General features: G+C 60.5%; 20 protein-coding genes. 8 read left to right on the top strand and 12 right to left on the bottom strand.

What is annotated here, in order from left to right:
• Positions 1–9: 9 nt before the first annotated feature.
• On the top strand, positions 10–2,292 hold the full coding sequence (gene pflB / locus R2E40_RS09895; RefSeq protein WP_016350517.1) for a formate C-acetyltransferase: 2,283 nt from the start codon (positions 10–12) through the stop codon (positions 2,290–2,292).
• Positions 2,293–2,416: 124 nt separating this feature from the next.
• Here the strand turns inward: pflB and phnX are convergent, their stop codons facing one another.
• The 3 genes from phnX to phnW are packed head-to-tail and all read right to left on the bottom strand — an operon-like array spanning position 2,417 to position 5,827.
• A complete protein-coding gene (gene phnX / locus R2E40_RS09890; RefSeq protein WP_318165341.1) occupies positions 2,417–3,256 on the bottom strand; it encodes a phosphonoacetaldehyde hydrolase in 840 nt (279 codons plus the stop codon).
• Positions 3,249–4,688, bottom strand: a complete 1,440-nt coding sequence (locus tag R2E40_RS09885) for an aspartate aminotransferase family protein (protein WP_318165340.1) — start codon at positions 4,686–4,688, stop codon at positions 3,249–3,251. The genes phnX and R2E40_RS09885 overlap by 8 nt, the downstream gene beginning before the upstream one ends.
• Positions 4,685–5,827 (bottom strand): 2-aminoethylphosphonate--pyruvate transaminase, encoded by a 1,143-nt coding sequence (phnW, locus tag R2E40_RS09880; protein ID WP_318165339.1) that lies wholly within the window; start codon positions 5,825–5,827, stop codon positions 4,685–4,687. Before phnW ends, R2E40_RS09885 begins: the two co-directional genes overlap by 4 nt.
• Before the next feature lie 265 nt (positions 5,828–6,092).
• Between phnW and phnR the strand changes: the two genes are divergently transcribed.
• The 5 genes from phnR to R2E40_RS09855 all read left to right on the top strand — a co-directional run bounded on the left by phnR (position 6,093) and on the right by R2E40_RS09855 (position 12,465).
• Positions 6,093–6,800: a phosphonate utilization transcriptional regulator PhnR gene (phnR, locus tag R2E40_RS09875; RefSeq protein ID WP_318165338.1), complete on the top strand. Its 708-nt coding sequence runs from the start codon at positions 6,093–6,095 to the stop codon at positions 6,798–6,800.
• Between the two features lie 120 nt (positions 6,801–6,920).
• A complete protein-coding gene (locus R2E40_RS09870; RefSeq protein WP_318165337.1) occupies positions 6,921–7,940 on the top strand; it encodes a putative 2-aminoethylphosphonate ABC transporter substrate-binding protein in 1,020 nt (339 codons plus the stop codon).
• A gap of 272 nt (positions 7,941–8,212) precedes the next feature.
• Complete coding sequence (locus R2E40_RS09865) at positions 8,213–9,307, top strand: putative 2-aminoethylphosphonate ABC transporter ATP-binding protein (protein ID WP_318165336.1); 1,095 nt, start codon at positions 8,213–8,215, stop codon at positions 9,305–9,307.
• Complete coding sequence (locus R2E40_RS09860; protein ID WP_318165335.1) at positions 9,304–11,040, top strand: putative 2-aminoethylphosphonate ABC transporter permease subunit; 1,737 nt, start codon at positions 9,304–9,306, stop codon at positions 11,038–11,040. The genes R2E40_RS09865 and R2E40_RS09860 overlap by 4 nt, the downstream gene beginning before the upstream one ends.
• 18 nt (positions 11,041–11,058) lie before the next feature.
• Positions 11,059–12,465: an FAD-dependent oxidoreductase gene (locus R2E40_RS09855; RefSeq protein ID WP_318165334.1), complete on the top strand. Its 1,407-nt coding sequence runs from the start codon at positions 11,059–11,061 to the stop codon at positions 12,463–12,465.
• Between the two features lie 117 nt (positions 12,466–12,582).
• On the opposite strand, the gene R2E40_RS09850 is transcribed toward R2E40_RS09855, so the two are convergent.
• Positions 12,583–13,038, bottom strand: coding sequence for a YcgN family cysteine cluster protein (locus tag R2E40_RS09850; RefSeq protein ID WP_005300228.1), 456 nt, complete (start codon positions 13,036–13,038; stop codon positions 12,583–12,585).
• Positions 13,039–13,329: 291 nt separating this feature from the next.
• Here R2E40_RS09850 and R2E40_RS09845 point away from each other — a divergent pair, with 291 nt between their 5' ends.
• Entirely contained in the window at positions 13,330–13,869 is a 540-nt protein-coding gene (locus R2E40_RS09845) for a hypothetical protein (RefSeq protein ID WP_303810415.1), read from the top strand.
• 2 nt (positions 13,870–13,871) lie between these two features.
• Positions 13,872–14,126, top strand: coding sequence for a hypothetical protein (locus tag R2E40_RS09840; protein ID WP_318165333.1), 255 nt, complete (start codon positions 13,872–13,874; stop codon positions 14,124–14,126).
• Positions 14,127–14,266: 140 nt separating this feature from the next.
• Here the strand turns inward: R2E40_RS09840 and sucD are convergent, their stop codons facing one another.
• The 8 genes from sucD to sdhC all read right to left on the bottom strand — a co-directional run bounded on the left by sucD (position 14,267) and on the right by sdhC (position 23,969).
• Positions 14,267–15,139, bottom strand: coding sequence for a succinate--CoA ligase subunit alpha (gene sucD / locus R2E40_RS09835; RefSeq protein ID WP_005300222.1), 873 nt, complete (start codon positions 15,137–15,139; stop codon positions 14,267–14,269).
• Positions 15,139–16,305, bottom strand: a complete 1,167-nt coding sequence (sucC, locus tag R2E40_RS09830; protein WP_016350506.1) for an ADP-forming succinate--CoA ligase subunit beta — start codon at positions 16,303–16,305, stop codon at positions 15,139–15,141. Before sucC ends, sucD begins: the two co-directional genes overlap by 1 nt.
• A 222-nt stretch (positions 16,306–16,527) precedes the next feature.
• Complete coding sequence (gene odhB / locus R2E40_RS09825; RefSeq protein WP_011705800.1) at positions 16,528–17,715, bottom strand: 2-oxoglutarate dehydrogenase complex dihydrolipoyllysine-residue succinyltransferase; 1,188 nt, start codon at positions 17,713–17,715, stop codon at positions 16,528–16,530.
• A 92-nt stretch (positions 17,716–17,807) separates the two neighbouring features.
• A complete protein-coding gene (sucA, locus tag R2E40_RS09820) occupies positions 17,808–20,618 on the bottom strand; it encodes a 2-oxoglutarate dehydrogenase E1 component (protein WP_318165332.1) in 2,811 nt (936 codons plus the stop codon).
• A 122-nt stretch (positions 20,619–20,740) separates the two neighbouring features.
• Complete coding sequence (locus R2E40_RS09815; protein ID WP_011705798.1) at positions 20,741–21,457, bottom strand: succinate dehydrogenase iron-sulfur subunit; 717 nt, start codon at positions 21,455–21,457, stop codon at positions 20,741–20,743.
• A 16-nt stretch (positions 21,458–21,473) separates the two neighbouring features.
• Complete coding sequence (gene sdhA / locus R2E40_RS09810) at positions 21,474–23,240, bottom strand: succinate dehydrogenase flavoprotein subunit (RefSeq protein ID WP_318165331.1); 1,767 nt, start codon at positions 23,238–23,240, stop codon at positions 21,474–21,476.
• A 1-nt stretch (position 23,241) separates the two neighbouring features.
• Entirely contained in the window at positions 23,242–23,586 is a 345-nt protein-coding gene (gene sdhD / locus R2E40_RS09805; protein ID WP_011705796.1) for a succinate dehydrogenase, hydrophobic membrane anchor protein, read from the bottom strand.
• Positions 23,580–23,969, bottom strand: coding sequence for a succinate dehydrogenase cytochrome b556 subunit (gene sdhC, locus R2E40_RS09800; protein ID WP_011705795.1), 390 nt, complete (start codon positions 23,967–23,969; stop codon positions 23,580–23,582). Before sdhC ends, sdhD begins: the two co-directional genes overlap by 7 nt.
• Between the last annotated feature and the right edge of the window lie 259 nt (positions 23,970–24,228).

Raw genomic sequence — 24,228 nt, 5'->3', positions numbered from 1 at the left:
GTAATGAAAATGGCAGAACTTAACGAACAGTTCCAAAAAGCATGGGAAGGCTTCGCGGCCGGTGAATGGCAGACCTCTGTCAACACCCGTGACTTCATCCAGAAGAACTACACCCCGTATGAAGGTGACGAGTCCTTCCTGGCTGGCGCGACCGAAGCTACCACCAAGCTGTGGGACAAGGTCATGGAAGGCATCAAGATCGAGAACCGCACCCACGCGCCGGTCGATTTTGATACCGACCTGCCCTCCACCATTACCGCTCACGATGCCGGCTATATCGATCAGAGCCTGGAGCAAATCGTTGGTCTGCAGACCGACAAGCCGCTCAAGCGCGCCATCATCGCCAACGGCGGTATCAAGATGGTCAAGACCTCTTGCGAAGTGTACGGTCGTCAGCTGGACCCGATGGTCGAGAAGATCTTCACCGAGTACCGCAAGACTCACAACCAGGGCGTGTTTGACGTTTACACCAAAGACATCCTGAACTGCCGCAAGTCCGGCGTCATCACCGGTCTGCCGGATGCCTACGGCCGTGGCCGTATCATCGGTGACTACCGTCGTGTTGCCCTGTACGGTATCGACTTCCTGATGGCCGACAAACTGGCCCAGTTCAAGTCCCTGCAGGCTGACCTGGAAAACGGTGTCAACCTGGAAGCCACCATCCGTCTGCGCGAAGAGATCTCCGAGCAGCACCGTGCCCTGGCACAGATGAAGGTGATGGCTGCCAAGTACGGTTGCGATATCTCCGTACCGGCCAAGAACGCCAAAGAAGCCGTCCAGTGGACCTACTTCGCCTACCTGGCGGCAGTCAAGTCCCAGAACGGTGCCGCCATGTCCTTCGGTCGTACCTCCAGCTTCCTGGACGTGTACATCGAGCGTGACCTGAAGAAAGGCCTGATCACCGAGCAAGAAGCCCAGGAGCTGATGGACCACATGGTCATGAAGCTGCGTATGGTTCGCTTCCTGCGTACCCCGGAATACGATTCACTGTTCTCCGGCGACCCGATGTGGGCTACCGAGACCCTGGCTGGTATGGGCGTTGACGGCCGTACCCTGGTCACCAAGAACAGCTTCCGTATGCTGAACACCCTGTACACCATGGGCCCGTCCCCTGAGCCGAACCTGACCATCCTGTGGTCCGAGAAGCTGCCGGTCGGTTTCAAGAAGTACTGCGCCAAGGTATCCATCGAGACCTCTTCTGTTCAGTACGAGAACGACGACCTGATGCGTCCGGACTTCAACAACGATGACTACGCCATCGCTTGCTGTGTGTCCCCGATGATCGTCGGCAAACAGATGCAGTTCTTCGGTGCCCGTGCCAACCTGGCCAAGACCATGCTGTATGCAATCAACGGCGGTATGGACGAGAAGCTCAAGATCCAGGTCGGTCCGAAGACCGAAATGGTCAAGTCCGAGTACCTCGACTACAACGACGTGATGGATCGTCTGGATCACTTCATGGACTGGCTGGCCAAGCAATACGTTGCCGCGCTGAACATCATCCACTACATGCACGACAAGTACAGCTACGAAGCCTCTCTGATGGCGCTGCACGACCGTGACGTATATCGCACCATGGCGTGTGGTATCGCCGGTCTGTCCGTAGCCGCTGACTCCCTGTCTGCCATCAAGTTCGCCAAGGTCAAGCCGGTTCGTGACGAAGATGGCGTTGCCATCGACTTCGAAATCGAAGGCGAGTACCCGCAGTTCGGTAACAACGACGCTCGCGTCGATGACATCGCCTGCGACCTGGTTGAGCGCTTCATGAAGAAAATTCAGAAGCTGAACACCTACCGTGGTGCTGTTGCTACCCAGTCCGTGCTGACCATCACCTCCAACGTGGTGTACGGCAAGAAGACCGGTAACACCCCGGATGGCCGTCGCGCTGGTGCGCCGTTCGGCCCGGGTGCCAACCCGATGCACGGTCGTGACCAGAAGGGTGCCGTTGCTTCCCTGACTTCCGTTGCCAAGCTGCCGTTCGCTTACGCCAAAGATGGTATCTCCTATACCTTCTCCATCGTGCCGAACGCGCTGGGTAAAGACATGGAAGCCCAGAAAGCCAACCTGGCCGGTCTGATGGATGGTTACTTCCACCATGAGTCCAACCTGGAAGGCGGTCAGCACCTGAACGTCAACGTGATGAACCGTGAAATGCTGCTGGACGCCATGGAAAACCCGGAAAAATATCCGCAGTTGACCATCCGCGTATCCGGTTATGCCGTTCGCTTCAACTCTTTGACCAAAGAGCAACAGCAAGACGTCATCACCCGTACCTTCACCGCTTCTCTGTAATAAGAGTCTCGGTGAACAAAAACCGGCGCCAAGGCGCCGGTTTTTTTATGCCTGATAGTCAGGGAGAATAGGCCTGAAAACCTGCCGGCAAGGCCGGCACTCCCCTCCTCTCATCCCGCCTTGTTCAGGGCCGCTCCCCTGCCGCCAGACGGCGGTTGATGTCGGCGATAACCGGGGCGATGTCGGCCAGAGTGTCGATCACATAGTGCGCCCCCGCAGCCCGCAGTTTGACCTCCGCCGGTGCGCGCCGGGCGGCGATCTCCGCCTCGCTCATGGCGGCAAACGCTTCCCAGGTGGCGCCAAATTCGTTGCCGGAGACCGACAATCCCACCGTCCACATACCGGCATTCAACCCTTCGCTAATGCCGGGTACGGCATCATCCACCTTGATGCAGCGATGCACCGCGCTCACTCCCAGCTCAATCACGTTGGCCAGCGCCATCCAGGGACCGGGGCGACCACCTGCCTTGAGATCGTCGGTGGCGACCCAGTGATCCGGGCGATAGCCGTGATCGGCCGCCGCAGGTACCAGCGTCTCCATCACCGGGCGGGGGTAACCGGAGCAGGAACCGATTTTCATCCCCTGCCCCCGCAGAGCATCCAGCACCGGCAGCACACCGGGGATGGGGTCTGCGAAGCGGGTCACCGCAGCAATCTGCAGCGGCATAAAGGTGTGATAGAGGTGGTCCACCTCGGCGTGGCTCATGGGGTGACCAAAGCGGGCCTGCCAGCGCGCATCCACCGAGGGCAGACGGCCCAGCGCGGCGATATGATCCCACTTGCCAAGGCCCATGGGCTGGCGCGCCTCATCCAGGGTCACCGGAAAGTCATAGGCACGGGCGAAGGCCTCGACGAAGATGGAGGTGGGGGCGAAGGAGCCAAAATCGACGACGGTGCCGGCCCAGTCGAGGATCAGCGCCTCCACGTCGGTGGTCGGCTGGATGGCAATTTGCAAGTCAGTCATGGTGATGTTCCTGTTTCGGTGAAAGCGCGACCTCACTCAAGGCGCGATCGAGAATGGTGATGGCACGCACCAGATCGGCGCGAGCGATGTTGAGCGGCGGCGAGAGCTGGATGACATTGCCCTGAGAGACCTTGAAGCTGAGCCCAAGCTCCAGACAGCGGTAGAGCAGCCGCTCGGCGGCCTGGTTATTGCGGGTGCGACTCTGGTGATCGACCACCAGATCGAGTGCCCACAAGAGACCTATGCCGCGTACCTGCCCGATCAGCGGGTGACGCTCGGCCAACTTGCCGAGCTCGGCCGCCATAAAACGGCCATCCTCCTGCGCTTTTGCCAACAATCCCGCTTCGCGGATTGTCTCTATCGTGGCGAGGGCCGCCGCGCAGCCGATAGGGCTCTTCTCGTGGGTGTAGTGGCCAAGTGAAATAGCTGCGGCCTGATTGAAACGGTCGCGGGTGATGAGCGCGGCAAACGGCACCACCCCGCCCCCCAACCCCTTGCCCAGACAGATGATGTCGGGCTCGATACCGAACTCTTCAAAGCTGAACCAGTGGCCGGTGCGACCCAAGGCATTGGGGATCTCGTCGACGATCAGCAGCACCTTGTGGCGATCACAGATCTCCCGCACCCGCTGCCAGTAGGCCTTCGAGGGCACCTGTACATCGGTATTGCGGATGGGCTCGGCGATAAAGGCGCCGATCCCTCCCTCCTTCTCGATGACGTACTCCAGATAATCGGCATAGTGCAGGTCATCCCCCTCCCCGCGATACCAGACACCGCGATAACGGGTGGGCGGCGGGATGCGCTCCACTCCGGCCATCAGCGGGCCCATACCGGCGCGAAAGCAGGCCTCGCCGCCGACCGAGATGGCATCGAGAGAGGCGCCGTGAAAAGCATCCCACAGGGACACCACCTTGCTGTTGCCGGTGATGAAACGGGCGAGCTTCAGGGCAATCCCCACCACCTCGCTGCCGCCGGGGGCGAACAGCACCCGGTTGAGATCGCCGGGGGCCAGTTCGGCCAGAGTGCGGGCACAGTCGATGGCAACCTGATGGGTGTAGCGGCGAGGCGCAAACGGCAGATCGGCGAGTTGCTGCTGCACCGCGGCCACCACCCTGGGGTGACCGTGACCCAGCTGATGGACGCTGTTGCCATGGAAATCGAGGTAACGCGCGCCCGATACGCTGGTCAGCCAGCTCCCCTGCGCGCGCTCAAGCAGATCGAGACAGGGGGTGGAGAGGGCCTGATGGAGAAAGTAGCGGCTATCCTCCGCCAATCCGGCCTGTACATCTTCACTCTGCCCCGCCCACCAACGTGAGCGCCCCTCGCCAAGGTTGATATCCCCTTCGCTGTCGGCGCGGCCGCTGCCGTGCAGCTTATGGTCATGCAAATCGTGGCCACGCAGATCACGACCCTGAGCCAGCATGCTGGTCATCGCGCGTCCCCTTGCCAGTAGCAGGCGCTGGCCATGGCGGCGAGCAAGCAGCGCACCCGCTCAGGGGTCACATCACCGATATTGCCGATACGAAAGCAGTCGGCCTGCGAGACCTTGCCCGGATAGATGACAAAGCCCTGTGCCTTGAGCCGCTGGTAGAAGTCGGCGAAGCGGTAATCAGGATGGGCCGGAGAGTAGAAGGCGGTGATGATGGGGGATTGCCACTGTTCTGGCAGCAGCGGCGCAAAGCCGAGGGCGGCCATCCCCGCCACCAGGGTGCGCTGATTTTCGCGGTAGCGCCGATGGCGGGCGGCGATGCCCCCCTCTTCATCCAGCTCGCGCAGGGCCTGGGCAAAGGCGAGTACGGTATGGGTGGGCGAGGTAAAGCGCCACTTGCCCCCCTGCTGCTCCATGGTCTGCCACTGGGCATGCAGGTCGAGGGAGACCGAGCGGGCACGACCGGCGCAGGCCGCCAGCGCGGCGCGGCGAGCGATGACGAAGCCAAAGCCCGGCACCCCCTGAATGCACTTGTTGGCCGAGCTGATGAGAAACTCGATGCCAAGGCGCCCCATGTCGATGGGGATACCGCCAAAGCTGCTCATGGCATCGACGATCAGGCGAATGCCGCGGCGCTGGCAGAGCTCAGCCACCTCCTCAAGGGGGTTGAGCATGCCGGTAGTGGTCTCGCAATGCACCATGGCCAGATGGGTGATCTCGGGGTGGCGTACCAGCATCGCCTCGATGGCGGCGGGTTCCGGGCGGGTGGTCTCGCCGCAGTCGAGCTCATGGTGGCGCAGGCCAAGGCAGCGGGCCATCTCCCCCATGCGGGCACCGTAGGCGCCGTTGTTGATGATCAGCAGACTCTCATCGGCGCCGATCGCCGAGCCCAGCACGCTCTCAACCACATAGCTGCCGCTCCCCTGCAGCAGCACGGCGCTGTAGTCGCTCTCATATTCAGGACCAGTGGCGAGGCGCACCAGCTCGCGGCGGATGGGCTCGACCACCCCCTGGTTGTAGTCCGCATCCCAGGTGCAGCTGTCTTGCAGCATGGCGGCGCGCACCGTGGCTGTGGTCGAGAGGGGGCCCGGGGTCAGCAGCAGGTAATCGACGGCGGCGGGGGCCGCAGGAATATGGGTCATGACTTCGCTCCTTTTTGGTATATACCAGAATGAGCGCATTGTGGGTAACTGCCCCGCCAAGGTCAAAGGGGTGGCGCTACGTGCAACAAAAAATTCATTTTCAGCGTCGGGATCGCGATAATCTAGATAGCCTGAACCACAGGGCCAACACTGGTATCTACCAACATTTTTGACGCCGCCGTTTAACGACCGGGCAGATGACCAGCCCTGTGCCCAGCCCATTGCACAACGCATTGCACAACTTATTGCAAAACCAGGGATTTTCATGAGCAAACCCCAATATCTTCAGATCAAGGATGCCCTCGCCAACCAGATCCTGGCGGGGGGCCTGGCCCCCAACGACAAGCTCCCCTCCGAGCGGCTGCTGGGAGAGCTCTATGGCACCACAAGGGTCACCATTCGCGAGGCACTGGTTCAGCTGGAGGCAAACGGCCTTATCTATCGGGAGGATCGCCGCGGCTGGTTCGTCACCCCGCCGCGTTTCAGCCTCAACCCCAGACGCACCTCCAACTTTCACCAGATAGTGCGGGAGCAAGGGGGCGAGCCGCGCACCGAGCTGCTGGAAAAAAGCCGCCAGGCAGTGCCACCCGCGTTGATGGCGCAGTTGCAACTCAAGCCGTTCGACAGCCTGTTTCTGCTCAAACGGCTGCGCTATGCCAACGGGCGTGCCATCTGCTACTGCGAAAACCACTGCCTGCCCGAGCGGGTACCAGGCCTGCTGGAGCTGAATCTCAACGGCAGCCTGACCGAGATCTATCAGGCCCATTACGATCTCCACTACGCCCGCATGCAGGTGCGTTTCTTCCCCACCGCCCTGCCGGACGAAGTGGCCAAGGCGCTCGGGGCCACCGCCGGTCTGCCCGCCCTGCGCCTCGAGCGACTCAACTTCGATCAGCACGGCCGGGTGCTCGACTTCGATCTGGAGTACTGGCGCCACGACAGTCTGGAGATCGAGGTGGATACCCAGGATTAGTCACGGCCAAATCAGGAACGGCAAAACGTCACGGGGCCGTCACGGTCACGTCATAAAGATCCCCTAGCCTCTCTCTCGACCAATCTGGTTTATACCAAGCCAACTTATATGGAGAAGAGGATGAAACAGGGAACCCATCTGCTGGCCGCCGCCGTGCTGGCCGCCATGACAGCTCCGGCACTGGCCGCCACCGATCTCACCGTCTACACCGCCTTCGAACCGGAGCAGCTCAACGAGCTGAAAACCGCGTTCGAACGCCAGCATCCGGATATCAACATCAAGTGGGTGCGTGACTCCACCGGCGTGGTCACTGCCCGCTTGCTGGCAGAAAAAGCCCAGCCCAAGGCGGATGTGGTGTGGGGACTGGCCGCCACCAGCCTGATGCAGCTCGATCAGCAGCAGATGCTCAATGCCTATGCACCGAAAGGGCTGGATAAGCTCGACAGCCGCTTTCGCGACAGCAAGGCCGAGCCGCACTGGATCGGTCTGGACGCCTTCTTCAGCGCCATCTGCTTCAACAAGGTAGAGGCGGAAAAGCAGGGGATACCGGAGCCGACCAGCTGGGCCGACCTCACCAAGCCCATCTACAAGGGCAAGGTGATCATGCCCAACCCCAGCTCCTCCGGCACCGGTTACCTGAGCGTTGCGGGCTGGCTGCAGACCATGGGCGAGCAGCAGGGCTGGCAATTTATGAACGGCCTGCACCAGAACATCGACCGTTACACTCACTCGGGCTCCGCACCCTGCAAGCTGGCCGCCAGCGGCGAGACGGTGATCGGTATCTCCTTCGACTTCCCGGCTACCAGCCTCAAGGCCAAGGGAGCCCCCATCGAGGTGGTGTTCCCGAAAGAGGGATCGGGCTGGGATATGGAAGCTGCCGCCATCATCAAGGGCACTCCCAAGCTGGATGCCGCCAAACAGCTGCTCGACTTTGCCGCCACCGAACAGGCCAACACCCTCTACAACAAGTCGTTCGCCGTGGTCGCCATTCCCGATGTGGCCCAACCGAGAGCGGGCTATCCAGCGGATATCAAAGGCCAGATGATCGACAACGACTTTAGCTGGGCAGCCCGCGAGCGTAACGCCATCCTGGCCCAGTGGAGCGCCAGCTTCGACGACAAGACCGAAGCCAAACAGTAAGCGTGAAGGGCGGCGGTTTGTTCACGCCAGACACACCGCTGCCAATAAACTGCCAGTCGAAGGCCAACAGCTGTTGGCCTTCGCTTTTTGGTTTTAACTTCCCGAGTTTGCATTGCCTTCAATTAGCGATGCTTAGTCCATTCGCACAGTGCCCAGCCACTTGCTGGCGACCCGATCTCATTTGACTGTCATCAAGCTGTCATCCCCCGATCACCTGACCGTCACACTTCACCCGCAAACTGGTATATACCAAATCAGTAGCGAGTCGAACCATGACCCAGCCCTATCTGGACATTCAACATCTCAACAAGCAGTTCGGTGCTTTTCAGGCCCTTAAAGAAATCTCTCTGACCATTGAGCCGGGGGAGTTTATCTGCTTTCTCGGCCCCTCCGGCTGCGGCAAAACCACCCTGCTCAGAGCCATCGCCGGGCTGGATCTGCCAGACAGCGGCGAGATCTGGCAAGGGGGGCGCAATATCTCCCGCCTGCCGCCCCAGGAGCGCGATTTTGGCATCGTGTTTCAGTCCTACGCCCTCTTCCCCAACCTGACAGTGGCCCAGAACATCGCCTTCGGCCTTGAGAATCAGGGGCTGGCGCGGGATCTCATCAAGGAGCGGGTCGATCACTGGCTGGGGCTGGTGGATCTCACGGCCCAGTCTCACAAATACCCGAGTCAGATCTCCGGCGGCCAGCAGCAGCGGGTGGCGCTGGCCCGGGCGCTGGCCCTCTCCCCCGGCCTGCTGCTGCTGGACGAACCGCTCAGCGCGCTGGATGCACTGGTGCGCACCCATCTTCGCAGCGAGATCCGCGCCCTGCAGCAGCGCCTTGGCATCACCACCATCATGGTGACCCACGATCAGGAAGAGGCGCTGACCATGGCCGATCGCATCGTGGTGATGGAGGGCGGCCGCATCGTGCAGGTGGGCACCCCGCAGGAGATCTACCACCAGCCTGCCAGCCGTTTCGTGGCAAGCTTTGTCGGCACCATGAACTTCCTCGAGACCCTGGTGCTGAGCCCCACTCAGGTGCGCCTCAACGAACAACCGCTGCAACTCGCCAATCAGGCCGCTGCCGGCAGCAAATTGCAGGTGGCGATCCGCCCCGAGGCGATCACCCTGAGTGCGCCGAGCGAACCGTATCTTGGCCAACATGGCATTGAAGCAACCATCGATCAGGTGGAGTTTCTCGGCGCCGCTCAGCGCCTTATCTGTACCGCCGACACCTATCTGGGCCCGCAGCAGATCCTGGTGGAGCGCCCGACCCACGAGCTGCCCCGCCACGAACAAGGGGGCTGGCGCAGCGGCATGCGCTGCTCGCTGCACTGGCCCGCCGGGGCGATGCAGCTGTTTGAAGGAGAGCACCCATGACAGCCCCTCTTGCGACCTCCTCCCTGCTGCCGCCAGCGACAGCCCGCCAAGACGCCCGCTGGCAGCGCATTTGTCGCGGTTGGAGCCGGGATCAGCTGCTGCAACTGATCCTGCTGGTGCTCGGCATCGCTCTGCTGGTGGGGGGCCTCTTGCTGCCGCTGCTCACCATGCTGCAAAAGAGCCTGCAGGATGAGAACGGCCTCTGGGTGGGGCTTGCCAACTTCAGCGCCTACTTCGACTCCCCTCATCTGGGGCGCACCATCGGCAACACCCTCTGGCTCGGGGTGCTGATCACCGCGCTGGTGGTGACCATCGCCTTTGGTTACGCCTATGCCCTCACCCGCACCTGCATGCCGGGCAAGAGCCTGTTTCGCCTCATCGGTCTTATTCCGCTCCTGATGCCCTCCCTGCTGCCCGCCATCAGTCTGGTCTACTGGTTTGGCAATCAGGGGATCGCCAAGGGGCTGCTCGGCGGCGAGAGCATCTACGGCCCCATCGGTATCGTCATTGGCCTTGGCTTCTGGTGCTTCCCCCACGCCCTGATGATCCTTATCACGGCGCTCGGTCAGAGCGATGCCCGCCTCTATGAAGCCTCCCGGGTGCTCGGCAGCAGCGGCTGGCGCACCTTTGTCACCGTCACCCTGCCTACCGCCCGTTATGGCCTACTCAGCGCCGCCATCGCCGTCTTCACCCTCACCATCTGCGACTTCGGGGTGGCCAAGGTGATTGGCGGCCAATACAGCGTGCTGTCCACCGACATCTACCGGCAGGTGATCGGGATGCAGAACTTCTCCCTCGGCGCAGTGGCCAGCGTCACCCTGCTGCTGCCGGCGCTGTTGAGCTTTGCGCTGGAGCACAGGGTGCGCAGCAAGATGCAGGAGCAGAGCAGCACCAAGGCGGTGCCCTATCAGCCCAAACCCCATCGCCTGCGTGATCTGCTGGCACTCGGCTGGTGCATTCTGTGGGCCCTGCTGTTTCTGGCGCTGGTGGGCATGGCCGTTTACGGCTCCCTGGTGCAGTTCTGGCCCTATAACCTCGCTCTGACGCTGGATCACTACGCCTTTGACAGCAACAGCGTCTATGGCTGGCAGCCCTTTACCAACACCTTGCAGCTGGGCCTCTATACCGCGCTTATCGGCACCGTGCTGGTGATGGTGCTGGCCTGGGTACAGGAGAAGGGGCGCCACTTCGCGCCGCTGCGCCAGCTGCTGCATCTGCTCGCCATGCTGTCGCTGGCGGTGCCCGGCATGGTGCTGGGGCTGGGTTACATCTTCTTTTTCAACGGCAACCCGCTCTTTGGCGGCCTATACGGCACTCTGCCGCTGATGGTGCTCTCCTGCATCATCCACTACTACACCGTGGGTCATATGACGGCGCTGACCAGCCTCAAGCAGTTGCCCAAGGAGCTGGAGCTGGTAGCCATCTCATTGCGCATTCCGCTCTGGAAGGCGTTCTGGCGAGTCACCCTGCCCGCCTCCCTGCCTGCACTGCTGGAGATCTTCATCTATCTGTTCGTCAACGCCATGACCACCACCTCGGCGGTGATCTTCCTCTACTCGAGCGACAGCGTGCTCGCCTCCATCGCCGTGCTCAATATGGAGGATTCCGGCGATACCGCCGCGGCCGCCGCCATGGCCACCCTGATCCTGCTGGCCGCCGCCACCGTCAAGCTGCTCCAGCTCTTTTTGAGCCGCGCCCTGCTGGATCGCACCCAGCGCTGGCGCCACCCATAACCTTGTCGAGGAGTCATCATGTCCACTCTCCCCTTCTGGCTGGCCGAAGCGCTCGCCGCCGAACAGCCCGCGCCGCCCACGCCCCTGGTCGGCCACCACGAGGTCGATGTCTGCATCGTCGGTGGCGGCTTTACCGGGCTGTGGAGCGCCATCGCCCTGAAACAGGCCGAGCCACACTTGCGCATCCTGGTGCTGGAAAAGGACCTGTGCGGCAGCGGCGCCTCCGGGCGCAACGGCGGCTGCCTGCTCACCTGGTCGGCCAAATACCTGACCTTAAAGCGCCTCTTTGGCGAGCAGCAGGCCGCCTGGCTGGTACAAAGATCCGAGCAGGCGGTGCACGAGATCGCCCGCTTCTGCGAAATGCACAACATAGAGGCACAGCTGAGGGTCGAGGGCACCTGCTACACCGCCACCAGCGAGGCGCAGCGCGGCCTGATGGAGCCGGTATTGCGGGCACTAGAGCAAGCCGACCTTAACCAGTGGCAGACGATTGAAGAGGATGAACTGGCGAGCCAGAGCGGCTCCCACGTTCATCTGGAAGGGCTCTACAGCCCCCACGCCGGTTCGGTGCAACCGGCACTGCTGGTGCGCGGCCTGCTGCGGGTGGCGCGGAAGCTGGGGGTCGAGGTTTATGAACACTCCCCCATGCAGCGCCTTGAGGCGGGTCAGCCTGCGCGGGTGCAAACGCCACAGGGTGAGGTGCGTGCCCGCAAGGTGGTGCTGGCCCTCAACAGCGCCATGACGGCGCACTTTCGCGAGTTTCGCCGCAGTATAGTGCTGGTCTCCTCCGACATGGTGATAACCGACCCCGCGCCAGATGCACTGGCCGCCCAGCAGCTTGCGCACGGCCGCTCCGTGGTGGATGGCCGCACCTTTGTCCACTACTACCGATCCACCCCGCAAGGGCGGCTGATGCTGGGCAAGGGGGGCAACACCTTCGCCTTTGCCAACCGCCATCTGGCCGAGTTCGATGCCCCCAGCCATTATCTTGCCCCCCTCACCCGCACCCTGCGCCGCTTCTTTCCGGCGCTCAAGGAGGTGCCCATCGCTGCCAGCTGGTGCGGCGCCTCCGACCGCTCGGTAGATGGCCTCCCCTTCTTCGGCCACTGGCGAGGGCAGCCCAATATCGTCTATGGCCTCGGTTATTCCGGCAACGGGGTGGCGCAGAGCTGGATGGGCGGCCAGATCCTGGCGGCCCTGGTGCGCGATGAAGTGCGGGAAGCGGACAAGCCGTGGCGTGACTGCGCGCTGGTAAGCGGCCCGCGCGGCTATTTTCCGCCAGAGCCGTTTCGCTGGCTGGGCGCCATGGTGGTGCGCAACGCCATCCGGCGCAAGGAGCGGGCGGAAGATGAGAACCGCCCGGTGGCCTGGTATGACAAACAGTTGGCCAAACTTGCCGATGCGGCGGGCAAGGCTGACAAGTAGGCGCCTTCGCAGCGCTTAAAAAGGGGCCAGAAAACCGAAGGGGCAGGAGAGTGATGACTCCCCTGCCCCTTCGCAGTTTATGCGGCTCGACGGCTGGCCTGATAGACAGGCCTGGCGTTAGCTGGCCCAGGTAATGATGTGATCGATCCAATCGCCGGCATCCACTTCGTGCACCACCTTGCCGCGCACCGACTGACCGGCCTGGTGCATGGCGCTGCGGCTGCCGGTGATAAGCGGATGCCACTCTGGCAAACTCTGCCCCTCCGCCAGCAGGCGGTAGGCACAGGTCGACGGCAGCCAGTCATATTCGGCAATCTTGTCGTGGGTGATCTGCAGGCAGTCCGGCTCTTTTTTAAAGCGGTTGCCGTAGTCGGAGCACTGGCAGGTCTTGGTATTGAGCAGGTTGCAGGCCACGTTGGTGAACACCAGCTCCTCGGTGTCCTCGTCGATCAGCTTGTTCAGGCAGCACTTGCCGCAGCCGTCGCACAGGGACTCCCACTCCGTCATGGTCATCTGTTGCAGGCTTTTTACCTGCCAAAAGGGGGCGTTCTGCACGGGTTCACTCTGCTGCATAAAAGTTGGCTCACTCAATACACTGACAAGCGCGTGGTTATACGCCCTATGGCCCAATTTTTCAAGGTTAAAAACTATCGATAATAAATGAGGAGGGGTACTTTCAGAAGTCTTAACCAGTCGGTCCAATATACTAGATCTAAAAGGTGCGGAATATATATGTCAATATAATTATACTTATCCTTCTTTTGCATACATGTTTCGATATGACTATCCCCATGATAGAGTGAGGTAAGTTAGTTTTCATTGTACTTCTTCTTATCACCTTATACTTAACGGCAAAGGTAAATCATGGACGCAGATAAAATACAGTCAGACATTGATACTCTGTTAACCTATATGAACGATGATATGGAGAGTCTAGGAGAAACAATTAATACTGTTGAGTTTGGGTTCAGAGATGATGAGCCTGACCGCGTTGCTGTTGACAAACTATTTAACTGGCCAGAGGAGCATCTGTTCAAAGTCATCAATATTTGTAATTCACGCGGACTAGTAAAGAAAACATCAAGATACTTCTCACACATTAGATTGACCGAAGAAGGTCAAAGTCGAGCTATCTCTATCAAACATGGAAAGAATCGTTCATATGAATTAGGTGCCTCCATGCAAATCGCAACATTGAATGTTAATGGCCCTACCCAAATTGGCAATGGTAACATTCAGAATATACAGGACGCATTCAATCAATTAATTCACAAGATTGATGAGTCCCCGGCTTCAAACGAAGAAAAAAAAGAAGCCAAAACACGCCTTGCTAGATTCCTGGAGCACCCTCTTGTCGGCTCTATTGTCGGAGGCGTTGCTGGATCGTTCCCGGGACTACTGTAGTTATGGATGAACTCAAAAAAACTATTCATTTGCGATGTACCTTTTGTCGCTCTGGACAGTTTGCTTTACCTTATGAAAATTACACACCACCAAGTCATAGCTTTGTTGTTTGTGCTAACTGTGGAAGAGAAAACGATGTTACATCGTTGCTAATAGCCGCAAAAACAAAGGCTTTTGACATTGCCAAAAATTATGTAGATGAAATAGTCAAAGAGCTAGAGTCCAATCTAACTAAGTCTTTTAAAAAATTAAGGTAGCTACCATTTAATAAGATGCGATTTTAAGCGTCATGCAAAATTTAATGGATATCGATGAGTATAAAATTCGTCAGCTGATAGCCATAGAAAATGCCGCCCATCGGGCGGCATTTTTATCAGAGATAACAGACCGAAAGAACTTACCAGCCGGTCACTTCACGCAGGGCCTTGCCGATATCGGCCAGGGAGCGCACGGTTTTCACGCCGGCATCTTCCAGGGCGGCAAATTTCTCGGCCGCGGTGCCTTTACCACCGGCGATGATGGCGCCCGCATGACCCATGCGCTTGCCAGCAGGGGCGGTCACACCCGCGATGTAGGAGACCACCGGCTTGGTGACGTGAGCCTTGATGTAGGCCGCCGCGTCTTCCTCGGCGTTGCCGCCGATCTCGCCGATCATCACGATGGCTTCGGTCTGCGGGTCATTCTGGAACATCTCCAGGATGTCGATGAAGTTGGAGCCCGGGATGGGGTCGCCACCGATACCGACGCAGGTGGACTGGCCGAAGCCCTCGTCCGTGGTCTGCTTGACCGCTTCGTAGGTCAGGGTGCCGGAGCGGGAGACGATGCCCACCTTGCCCGGCTTGTGGATGTGGCCCGGCATGATGCCGATCTTGCACTCACCCGGGGTGATGACGCCCGGGCAGTTCGGCCCGATCATCCGCACACCGGTCTCCTGCAGCTTCACCTTGACGTCCAGCATGTCCAGGGTCGGGATGCCTTCGGTGATGGTGACGATGAGCTTGATGCCGGCATCAATGGCTTCCAGGATGGCGTCCTTGCAGAACGGGGCCGGTACATAGATGACGGAGGCGGTGGCGCCGGTGGCTTCCACGGCGTCACGGACGGTGTTGAACACCGGCAGGCCCAGGTGGGTGGTGCCGCCCTTGCCCGGGGACACGCCGCCGACCATCTGGGTACCGTAGGCAATCGCCTGTTCGGAGTGGAAAGTGCCCTGACCGCCTGTAAAGCCCTGGCAGATCACCTTGGTGTCTTTGTTGATCAGAACGCTCATTATTTGGCCTCCGCTGCTTTTACCACTTGCTGAGCTGCGTCAGTCAGACTCGTTGCGGCGATGATATTGAGGCCGCTGTCGGCCAGTTTACGGGCACCCAGTTCGGCGTTGTTGCCTTCCAGACGCACCACCACGGGCACTTTCACCCCCACTTCCTTGACGGCGCCGATGATGCCTTCCGCGATCATGTCGCAGCGCACGATGCCGCCGAAGATGTTGACCAGCACGGCTTGTACCTTGCTGTCGGAGAGGATGATCTTGAAGGCCTCGGTCACCCGCTCCTTGGTGGCGCCGCCGCCGACGTCCAGGAAGTTGGCCGGTGAACCGCCGTGCAGGTTGACGATGTCCATGGTACCCATGGCCAGGCCCGCGCCGTTGACCATGCAGCCGATGTTGCCATCGAGCGCCACATAGTTCAGCTCCCACTGGGCGGCGTGCGCTTCACGGGGGTCATCCTGGGACGGATCGTGCATCTGGCGCAGCTTGGGCTGACGGTACAGGGCATTGGCATCGATGTTGATCTTGCCGTCCAGGCAGTGCAGGTTGCCCTGGGCGGTGATCACCAGCGGGTTGATTTCCAGCAGGGCAAAGTCGCAGTCCAGGAACATCTGGCCCAGACCCATGAAGATCTTGGTGAACTGCTTGATCTGCTCGCCGACCAGACCCAGTTTGAAGGCCAGCTCGCGGGCCTGATAAGGCTGCGGGCCGACCAGCGGATCGATGGCGGCTTTGTGAATCAGTTCCGGGGTTTCGTGGGCGACTTTCTCAATCTCCACACCACCTTCGGTAGAGGCCATGAAGACCACGCGACGCGAACCACGGTCAACCACGGCGCCCAGATAGAGCTCCTTGGCGATGTCGGTGCAAGATTCCACCAGGATCTTGGTGACCGGCTGACCGTTGGCGTCAGTCTGATAGGTCACCAGGTTCTTGCCGAGCCAGTTCTGGGCGAAGGCACGGATCTCGTCCTTGCTCTTGGCCAGCTTGACGCCGCCCGCTTTACCGCGGCCACCGGCGTGGACCTGGCACTTGACGACCCAGGTGTTACCGCCAATCTTGTCGGCCGCTTCGGCCGCTTCCTGCGGGGTGGCACAGGCATAACCTTCGGAGACCGGCAGGCCATACTCGGCAAACAGCTGTTTTGCCTGATATTCATGCAGATTCATAGATGCTCTATCCGTGTTGTAGGTATTTCCGTCCGGGGCTCGTGTTTCTCAATCCCCTGTGAAAGGGGTCAAGACGACCCCTCGTTATCTTTCTAATTTCACTTTCACTCAGACGTTCCGTCGGGGCCGGGTTGGCCCCCGCTTGCCGCCGAACGGGAAGTCCGGCGGCAAGCTTGTGGCGCGAGCCGTCAAGCCGAGGACTTGCCGGTCCGGCCGATTTCTTTAGACGTCCAGCAGCAGACGGGTCGGATCTTCCAAGAGCTCCTTGATGGAGACCAAGAAGCCCACCGACTCGCGGCCGTCGATGATGCGGTGATCGTAGGAGAGCGCCAGGTACATCATCGGCAGGATCTCGACCTTGCCGTCGACGGCCATGGGGCGGTCCTGGATCTTGTGCATGCCCAGAATGGCGCTCTGGGGCGGGTTGATGATCGGGGTGGACATCAGGGAGCCGAACACGCCACCATTGGTGATGGTGAAGTTGCCGCCGGTCAGTTCATCCACGGTCAGCTTGCCGTCACGGCCCTTGCCGGCCAGGTCTTTGATGGCCTTCTCGATGTCGGCCAGACTCATGTTGTCGCAGTCACGCAGCACCGGGGTCACCAGACCACGGGGGGTGGAGACGGCGATGCTGACGTCGAAGTAGTTGTGGTAGACGATGTCGTCACCGTCCAGCGCCGCGTTCACTTCCGGGTAGCGCTTGAGGGATTCCACCACCGCCTTCACGTAGAAGGACATGAAGCCGAGCTTGATGCCGTGCTTCTTCTCGAAGATCTCGCCGTACTGCTTGCGCAGCTTCATGATGGGCGCCATGTTGATCTCGTTGAAGGTGGTCAGCATGGCGGTGGTGTTCTTGGCCTCCAGCAGACGCTCGGCGATGCGCTTGCGCAGACGGGTCATGGGCACACGTTTTTCGGTGCGACCGGCCAGCGGGGCGACCGGCGCAGCCGGGGCTGCAGCGGCAACCGGGGCGGCGGCAGGCTTGTTGCCACCCTTGATGAAGGCTTCCACGTCTTCCTTGGTGACGCGACCACCCTTGCCGGTACCGGTCAGCTTGGCAACATCGATGTCATGCTCGGCCACCAGGCGGCGCACGGAGGGGCTCAGGCCATCGGCAGCGTCATCGGCCACCGCTTCGACCGGCTTCTCCTTGGTCTCTTCACCGGCCACCGGGGCAGGTTTGAGCATGGCGATCAGCTGGCGGGAGAGCACGGTGGCCCCTTCGCTTTGCAGGATGTCGCCCAGCACGCCGGCTTCCGGCGCCGGCACTTCCAGCACGACCTTGTCGGTCTCGATGTCGACCAGCACTTCATCACGGGCAACCAGATCACCCGGTTTCTTGTGCCAGGTGGCGATGGTGGCATCCGCCACTGATTCCGGCAGGTCCGGTACTTTGATCTCGATAGTCATCTAATCAGTTCCTTGTTACTTCTTGGCCAGCAGGCTTGTTCCAGAGTCGGAGAGGGTCGGCGCAGCGGCGTGCCCTCTCCTTCGCAACGGGTTTATTCCAGGGTCAGCGCGTCTTCCACCAGGGCTTTTTGCTGCTTGGCGTGGACTGACATGTAACCGACGGCCGGTGAAGCCGACGCCGGGCGACCGGCATAACGCAGACGGGCATGGCTTGGCAGCACGCTGTCGTAGTGATGACGGGTGCAGTACCAGGCGCCCTGGTTCTGAGGCTCTTCCTGACACCAGACGAAGTCGGTGACATGGGCGTAGTCGGCCAGGATGGCGCGCACTTCCTCTTCCGGGAAGGGGTAGAGCTGCTCAATTCGCACCAGCGCCACATCTTGCTGCTCGGCCTTGCGACGGGCATCGAGCAGGTCGTAGTAGACCTTGCCGGAGCAGAACACCACGCGCTTGACGCCCTTCGGATCCAGCGCATCGATCTCGCCGATGGCGTTCTGGAAGGTGCCTTCGGCCAGCTCTTCGAGCTTGCTCACCGCCAGCGGGTGGCGCAGCAGGGATTTGGGCGTCATCACGATCAGCGGACGGCGCATCGGGCGTACCACCTGGCGACGCAGCATGTGGAACACCTGCGCCGGGGTGGACGGTACGCACACCTGCATGTTGTGCTGGGCGCACATCTGCAGATAGCGCTCCAGACGGGCGGAGGAGTGCTCCGGGCCCTGCCCTTCGTAGCCGTGCGGCAGCAGCATGGTCAGGCCGCACATCCGGCCCCACTTCTGCTCGCCGGAGGAGAGGAACTGATCCACCACCACCTGGGCACAGTTGGCGAAGTCGCCGAACTGGGCTTCCCAGATGGTGAGGCCGGCCGGCTCGGCGCTGGCGTAGCCATATTCGAAGGCCAGTACCGCGTTTTCGGTCAGCACGGAGTCGTACACCTCGAACGGGCCCTGCTCGTCGTGCAGATTGCACAGCGGGGTGTAGGTGCTGGCATCGGTCTGGCTGTGCAGCACGGCGTGGCGGTGGAAGAAGGTGCCACGGCCGGAGTCTTCCCCGGTAAAGCGGATGCGCGAGCCTTTGTCCACCAAGGTGGCGTAGGCCAGGGTCTCGGCAAAGCCCCAGTCCAGCAGCTTCTCGCCGGCGGCCATCAGGCGACGGTCTTCGTAGATCTTCTCGACCTGGCGCTGCAGCACGTGAGTGGCCGGGTACTGGCTGATGCGCTCGCCGAGGGACTTCAGATGATCCATCGGCACTGTGCTGTCATAGGCCATGGCCCAGTCGTGGCCCAGATAAGGGGTCCAGTCGACGGAGTGCAGCTCCATCGGACGCCACTCCTTGCTCACCCGCTCACCGCGATCCAGGGTCTCGCGATATTCGTTGACCAGGGTAGTGGCCAGCTCCTGACTGATGCTGCCTTCCGCCACCAGCTGGTCGGCGTAGATCTTGCGTGGGGTCGGGTGCTGTTTGATCTTCTGGTACATCAGCGGCTGGGTCGCACTCGGCTCGTCGGCCTCGTTGTGACCGTGACGACGGTAGCAGACCAGCTCGATCACCACGTCGCGTTTGAAGGTGTTGCGGTAATCCAGTGCAATCTGGGTCACCAGCACCACGGCTTCCGGATCATCCCCGTTGACGTGCAGCACCGGCGCCTGTACCGCCTTGGCGATGTCGGTGCAATATTCGGTGGAGCGCAGATCACGATGGTAAGAGGTGGTGAAACCCACCTGGTTGTTGATGACGATGCGCACTGTCCCGCCCACGCCATAGGCACGGGTCTGGGACATGTTGAAGGTCTCGGCCACCACGCCCTGACCGGACATGGCCGAGTCACCGTGAATGGTGATGGGCAGTACGGTCGAGCCATCCTTGTCACCACGACGGTCCATGCGGGCACGGACCGAGCCGATGACCACCGGGTTGACGATCTCGAGGTGAGACGGGTTGAAGGCGAGCGCCAGGTGGACATTGCCGCCCGGGGTGGCGAAGTCGGACGAGAAGCCCATGTGGTACTTCACGTCACCCGTGCCCCAGGATTCGCCGTGTTTACCGGCAAATTCGTCGAACAGGTCCTGAGCGCGTTTGCCCAGCACGTTGATCAGCACGTTGAGACGGCCGCGGTGGGCCATGCCGATGACGGCCTCTTTGCAGCCCTGCTCACCGGCGCGACGGATAAGCTCTTTGAGCATGGGCACCATGGCATCGCCCCCTTCCAGGGAGAAACGCTTGGCTCCCGGGAATTTGGCGCCCAGGTATTTTTCCAGCCCTTCGGCGGCGGTCAGGCTCTCGAGGAAGCGAGTCTTCTCTTCCTGGGTGTAGCTGCCCGTCCCTTCGATGGATTCGAGACGCTGTTGCAGCCAGCGCTTCTCCTCGGTGGAGGTGAGGTGCATGTAGTCGGCGCCGATGCTGCCGCAGTAGGTTTTCTTCAGCGAGGCATACAGATCGGAGAGCACCATGGTCTCGCGACCGATGGCGTAGGAGCCCACGTTGAAGGTGGCCTCCATGTCTGCGCCCTGCAGGTTGTGAAACGCGGGATCCAGTTCGGCAACGGTTTCACGCGCCCAGAGGCCGAGCGGATCCAGATTGGCGTTTTGATGGCCACGGAAGCGGAAGGCATTGATCAGCTGCAGTACGCGCACCTGCTTGGCATCCACTTGCGGATCGGAGACGGGGGCACTGTAGCGGGAGGGATCCTTGGCCAGGCGACGGAAATAATCGCGGACTCGGGAGTGAGGTTGTTCTATCGCATGGCCATTGACCTGGGGCAGCGAGCTAAACAGGCTGCGCCACTCTTCGGCTACGGACTCGGGGTCTTCCAGGAAGGATTCGTACAAATCCTCAATATAGCTTGCATTCGCACCAGCCAGGTGAGATGACTCCAACCAGGCCTTCATCACGCCGTTATGCATTTCTATCCCTTGTACATCTTGTTCACTGCAGCGCAGCTTGTAGGGTTTAAATAGCCATCCAGCCATGGTGACGGATGGCTATCCAGAGGTCGGGCCTGGCGCGTGACGCCCTGGCCCTGATACTAAACAGCCCGATTGAGCAGCATCGACTTGATCTGACCGATGGCCTTGGTCGGGTTCAAGCCCTTGGGACAGACGTTCACGCAGTTCATGATGCCGTGGCAACGGAACACGCTGAAGGCGTCATCCAGATTACCCAGTCGATCGGTAGCAGCGGTATCGCGGCTGTCCGCCAGCCAGCGATAGGCGGCGAGCAGACCGGCCGGGCCGATGAACTTGTCCGGGTTCCACCAGAAGGAGGGGCAAGAGGTGGAGCAGCAGGCACAGAGAATACACTCGTACAGGCCATCCAGCTTGGCGCGCTCTTCGGGGGATTGCAGGTGCTCACGCACGGGCGGCAATTTTTCGTCGTTGATGAGGAAGGGTTTGACCTTCTCCCACTGGGTGTAGAACTGGGTCATGTCGATCACCAGATCACGGATCACCGGCAGGCCTGGCAAGGGGCGGATAACGACGTTATTGCCCTTCTTCAGCAGATCGGAGAGCGGGGTGATGCAGGCAAGACCGTTCTTGCCATTCATGTTGAGACCGTCAGATCCACAGACCCCTTCGCGGCAAGAGCGGCGGAAGGCGAGCGTGGGATCCAGCTCTTTGAGCTGGATCAGTGCGTCGAGCACCATCATGTCGGAACCTTCAGGAATATCAAGACGATATTCCTTCATATGGGGGACGTTATCAACATCCGGATTGTATCTGTAGACAGAGAATGTGACGTTCATAGGGCTAGCTCCGCAATCAGTAAGTCCGGACCTTGGGCGGGAACGCCTCACGGGTCTTGGGTGACATGTTGACAGCGCGACGGGTCATGGACTCGGTGTCCGGATGATAGAGGCTGTGGCACAGCCAGCTCTCATCGTCACGCTCCGGGAAATCGAAGCGGCTGTGGGCGCCCCGGCTCTCGGTACGGAAGTTGGCAGCCACCGCGGTGGCATAGGCCGTCTCCATCAAGTTGTCCAGCTCCAGGCACTCGATGCGCTGGGTGTTGAACTCCTTGGAGGTGTCGTCCAGACGGGCGTTCTTGAGGCGCTCGCGGATGAGTTTCAGCTCGGCCAGCCCTTCGGCCATGGCATCGCCTTCCCGGAATACGGAGAAGTTGTTCTGCATGCAGCGCTGCAGGTCCTTGCGGATCTGCACCGGATCTTCACCGTCACGGCAATTTTCCCAGCGGTTGAAGCGGGACAGCGCGGCGTCGATATCGGCGTCGGAGGCGGCGCGGCCGTGCTCCATCTCGCTCAGAGTGTTGACCAGGTGCATGCCGGCGGCGCGGCCAAATACCACCAGGTCCAGCAGCGAGTTGCCGCCCAGACGGTTGGCACCGTGCACCGAGACGCAGGCGATTTCGCCCACCGCAAACAGGCCGACCACCGGCACGTCGTTGCCGTCCTTGTCCTGGGTCAGGCACTGGCCATTCACGTTGGTCGGCACGCCGCCCATCATGTAGTGGCAGGTCGGGATGATGGGGATGGGTTCCTTGACCGGATCCACGTGGGCGAAGGTGCGAGAGAGCTCGCAGATGCCCGGCAGACGGGATTCCAGCACCTCTTTGCCGAGGTGATCCAGCTTGAGCTTGATGTGCGGGCCCCAGGGACCGTCGCAGCCACGACCTTCGCGGATCTCGATCATGATGGAACGGGCCACCACGTCACGACCAGCCAGATCCTTGGCGTTCGGCGCATAACGCTCCATGAAGCGCTCGCCGTCTTTATTGAGCAGGTAGCCGCCTTCACCGCGGCACCCTTCGGTCACCAGCACCCCTGCCCCGGCGATGCCGGTCGGGTGGAACTGCCAGAACTCCATGTCCTGCACGCCGACCCCGGCGCGCAGCGCCATGCCGACGCCATCACCGGTGTTGATGTGGGCGTTGGTGGTGGACTGGTAGATGCGACCGGCGCCGCCGGTAGCTAGTACGGTGGCCTTGGCCTTGAAGTAGACGACTTCACCGCTCTCCATGTCGATAGCGGTACAGCCGACCACGTGGCCGTCCTGGTTCTTCACCAGATCCAGCGCATACCACTCGGAGAAGACGGTGGTCTTGTTCTTGACGTTCTGCTGATAGAGGGTGTGCAGCAGGGCGTGACCGGTACGGTCGGCTGCCGCCGCGGTACGGGCCGCCTGCTCGCCACCGAAATTCTTGGACTGGCCGCCAAACGGACGCTGATAGACGGTACCGTTGTCGAAGCGGGAGAAGGGTAGGCCCATGTTCTCCAGTTCATAGACGGCCTCGGGGCCGGTCTTGCACATGTATTCAATGGCTTCCTGATCACCTATGTAATCTGAGCCCTTGACGGTGTCGTACATGTGCCACTGCCAGTTGTCGTCGTGGGCATTGCCCAGCGCAACCGTGATCCCGCCCTGGGCAGAAACCGTGTGAGAACGGGTCGGGAATACCTTGGATAACAGAGCGCAGCTCTTGCCGGATTGGGCAATCTGCAGCGCGGCGCGCATACCGGCGCCACCGGCACCGATCACGACCGCATCAAACTCACGAGTTGGAATAGTCACCTTACACCCCCCACAGTACAACGAAGCCGGTCATCAGGTAGACGAACAGCACCACTACCAGGGCAAATTGCAGCGCACCGCGCAACCCCACCGGCTTGATATAGTCGGTCAGCACCTGCCACAGACCGATCCAGGCGTGGATCAGTACGCACAGCAGCGCCAACAGGGTGAACACCTTGGTGAAGGTTTTGGCGAAGAAGCCGGTCCACACCTCGTAGCTGATGTCGTTGAACGCGACAAAGCCCACCAGGTAGAGGACATAACAAGTCATGATGAGGGCGGTGGCGCGGATCAGGATGTAATCGTGAACGCCGCTGCGCCCGAAGGTTGCAGAATTGGTTACCATACCAGTACCCCCGCCAATACCGCCAAAACCGCGGTGATCACGAAGGCCACGCGGGCACTCTGATTACCGGATTCCAGCTCTTCCCAATAGCCCATGTCCATGACCAGGTGACGCAGTCCGCCCACAATGTGGTACGCCAGCGCAGTCAGGATCCCCCACAGCACGAATTTGACCAGGAAGTTGTCCATGATGGACACCACGGTCTCAAATCCTTCGGGAGAGGCGAGTGAAGTACCAAGCATCCACAGCAAGATTGAGAGCGCCACAAAGGTGATGACCCCTGAGACACGATGCAAGATGGAAGCGATGGCGGTGACAGGAAAGCTGATCGTCTGTAGGTCGAGGTTTACAGGTCTCTGTTTATTTTTCACGGCTTTGCCCACTCAGCTCCATTGAGCACGTTAGTTATTGTTTTTACACGCTTATGAGGGCATGGAGTGGCATTTGTTAGGTTTTTGTTACCAAAACAACTCAGGAAAGCCAAAAATAACATTTTCAATATCACATCTAGCTTTGCGAAAGCGTTTCAAACACCGACAGCCATCACCCACGAGGCGCAGTATATCGGCGGGCTTAACCAATGACAATCAATTAGCTACAAAGAAAACCCAAAACCGTAAACCAGATCTCACAACTCATTTA

It is taken from the genome of Aeromonas sp. CD, assembly GCF_033349375.1.
GTDB classification, from domain to species: Bacteria; Pseudomonadota; Gammaproteobacteria; order Enterobacterales; family Aeromonadaceae; genus Aeromonas; species Aeromonas hydrophila.
This window is presented reverse-complemented; position numbering and strand designations above follow the sequence as displayed.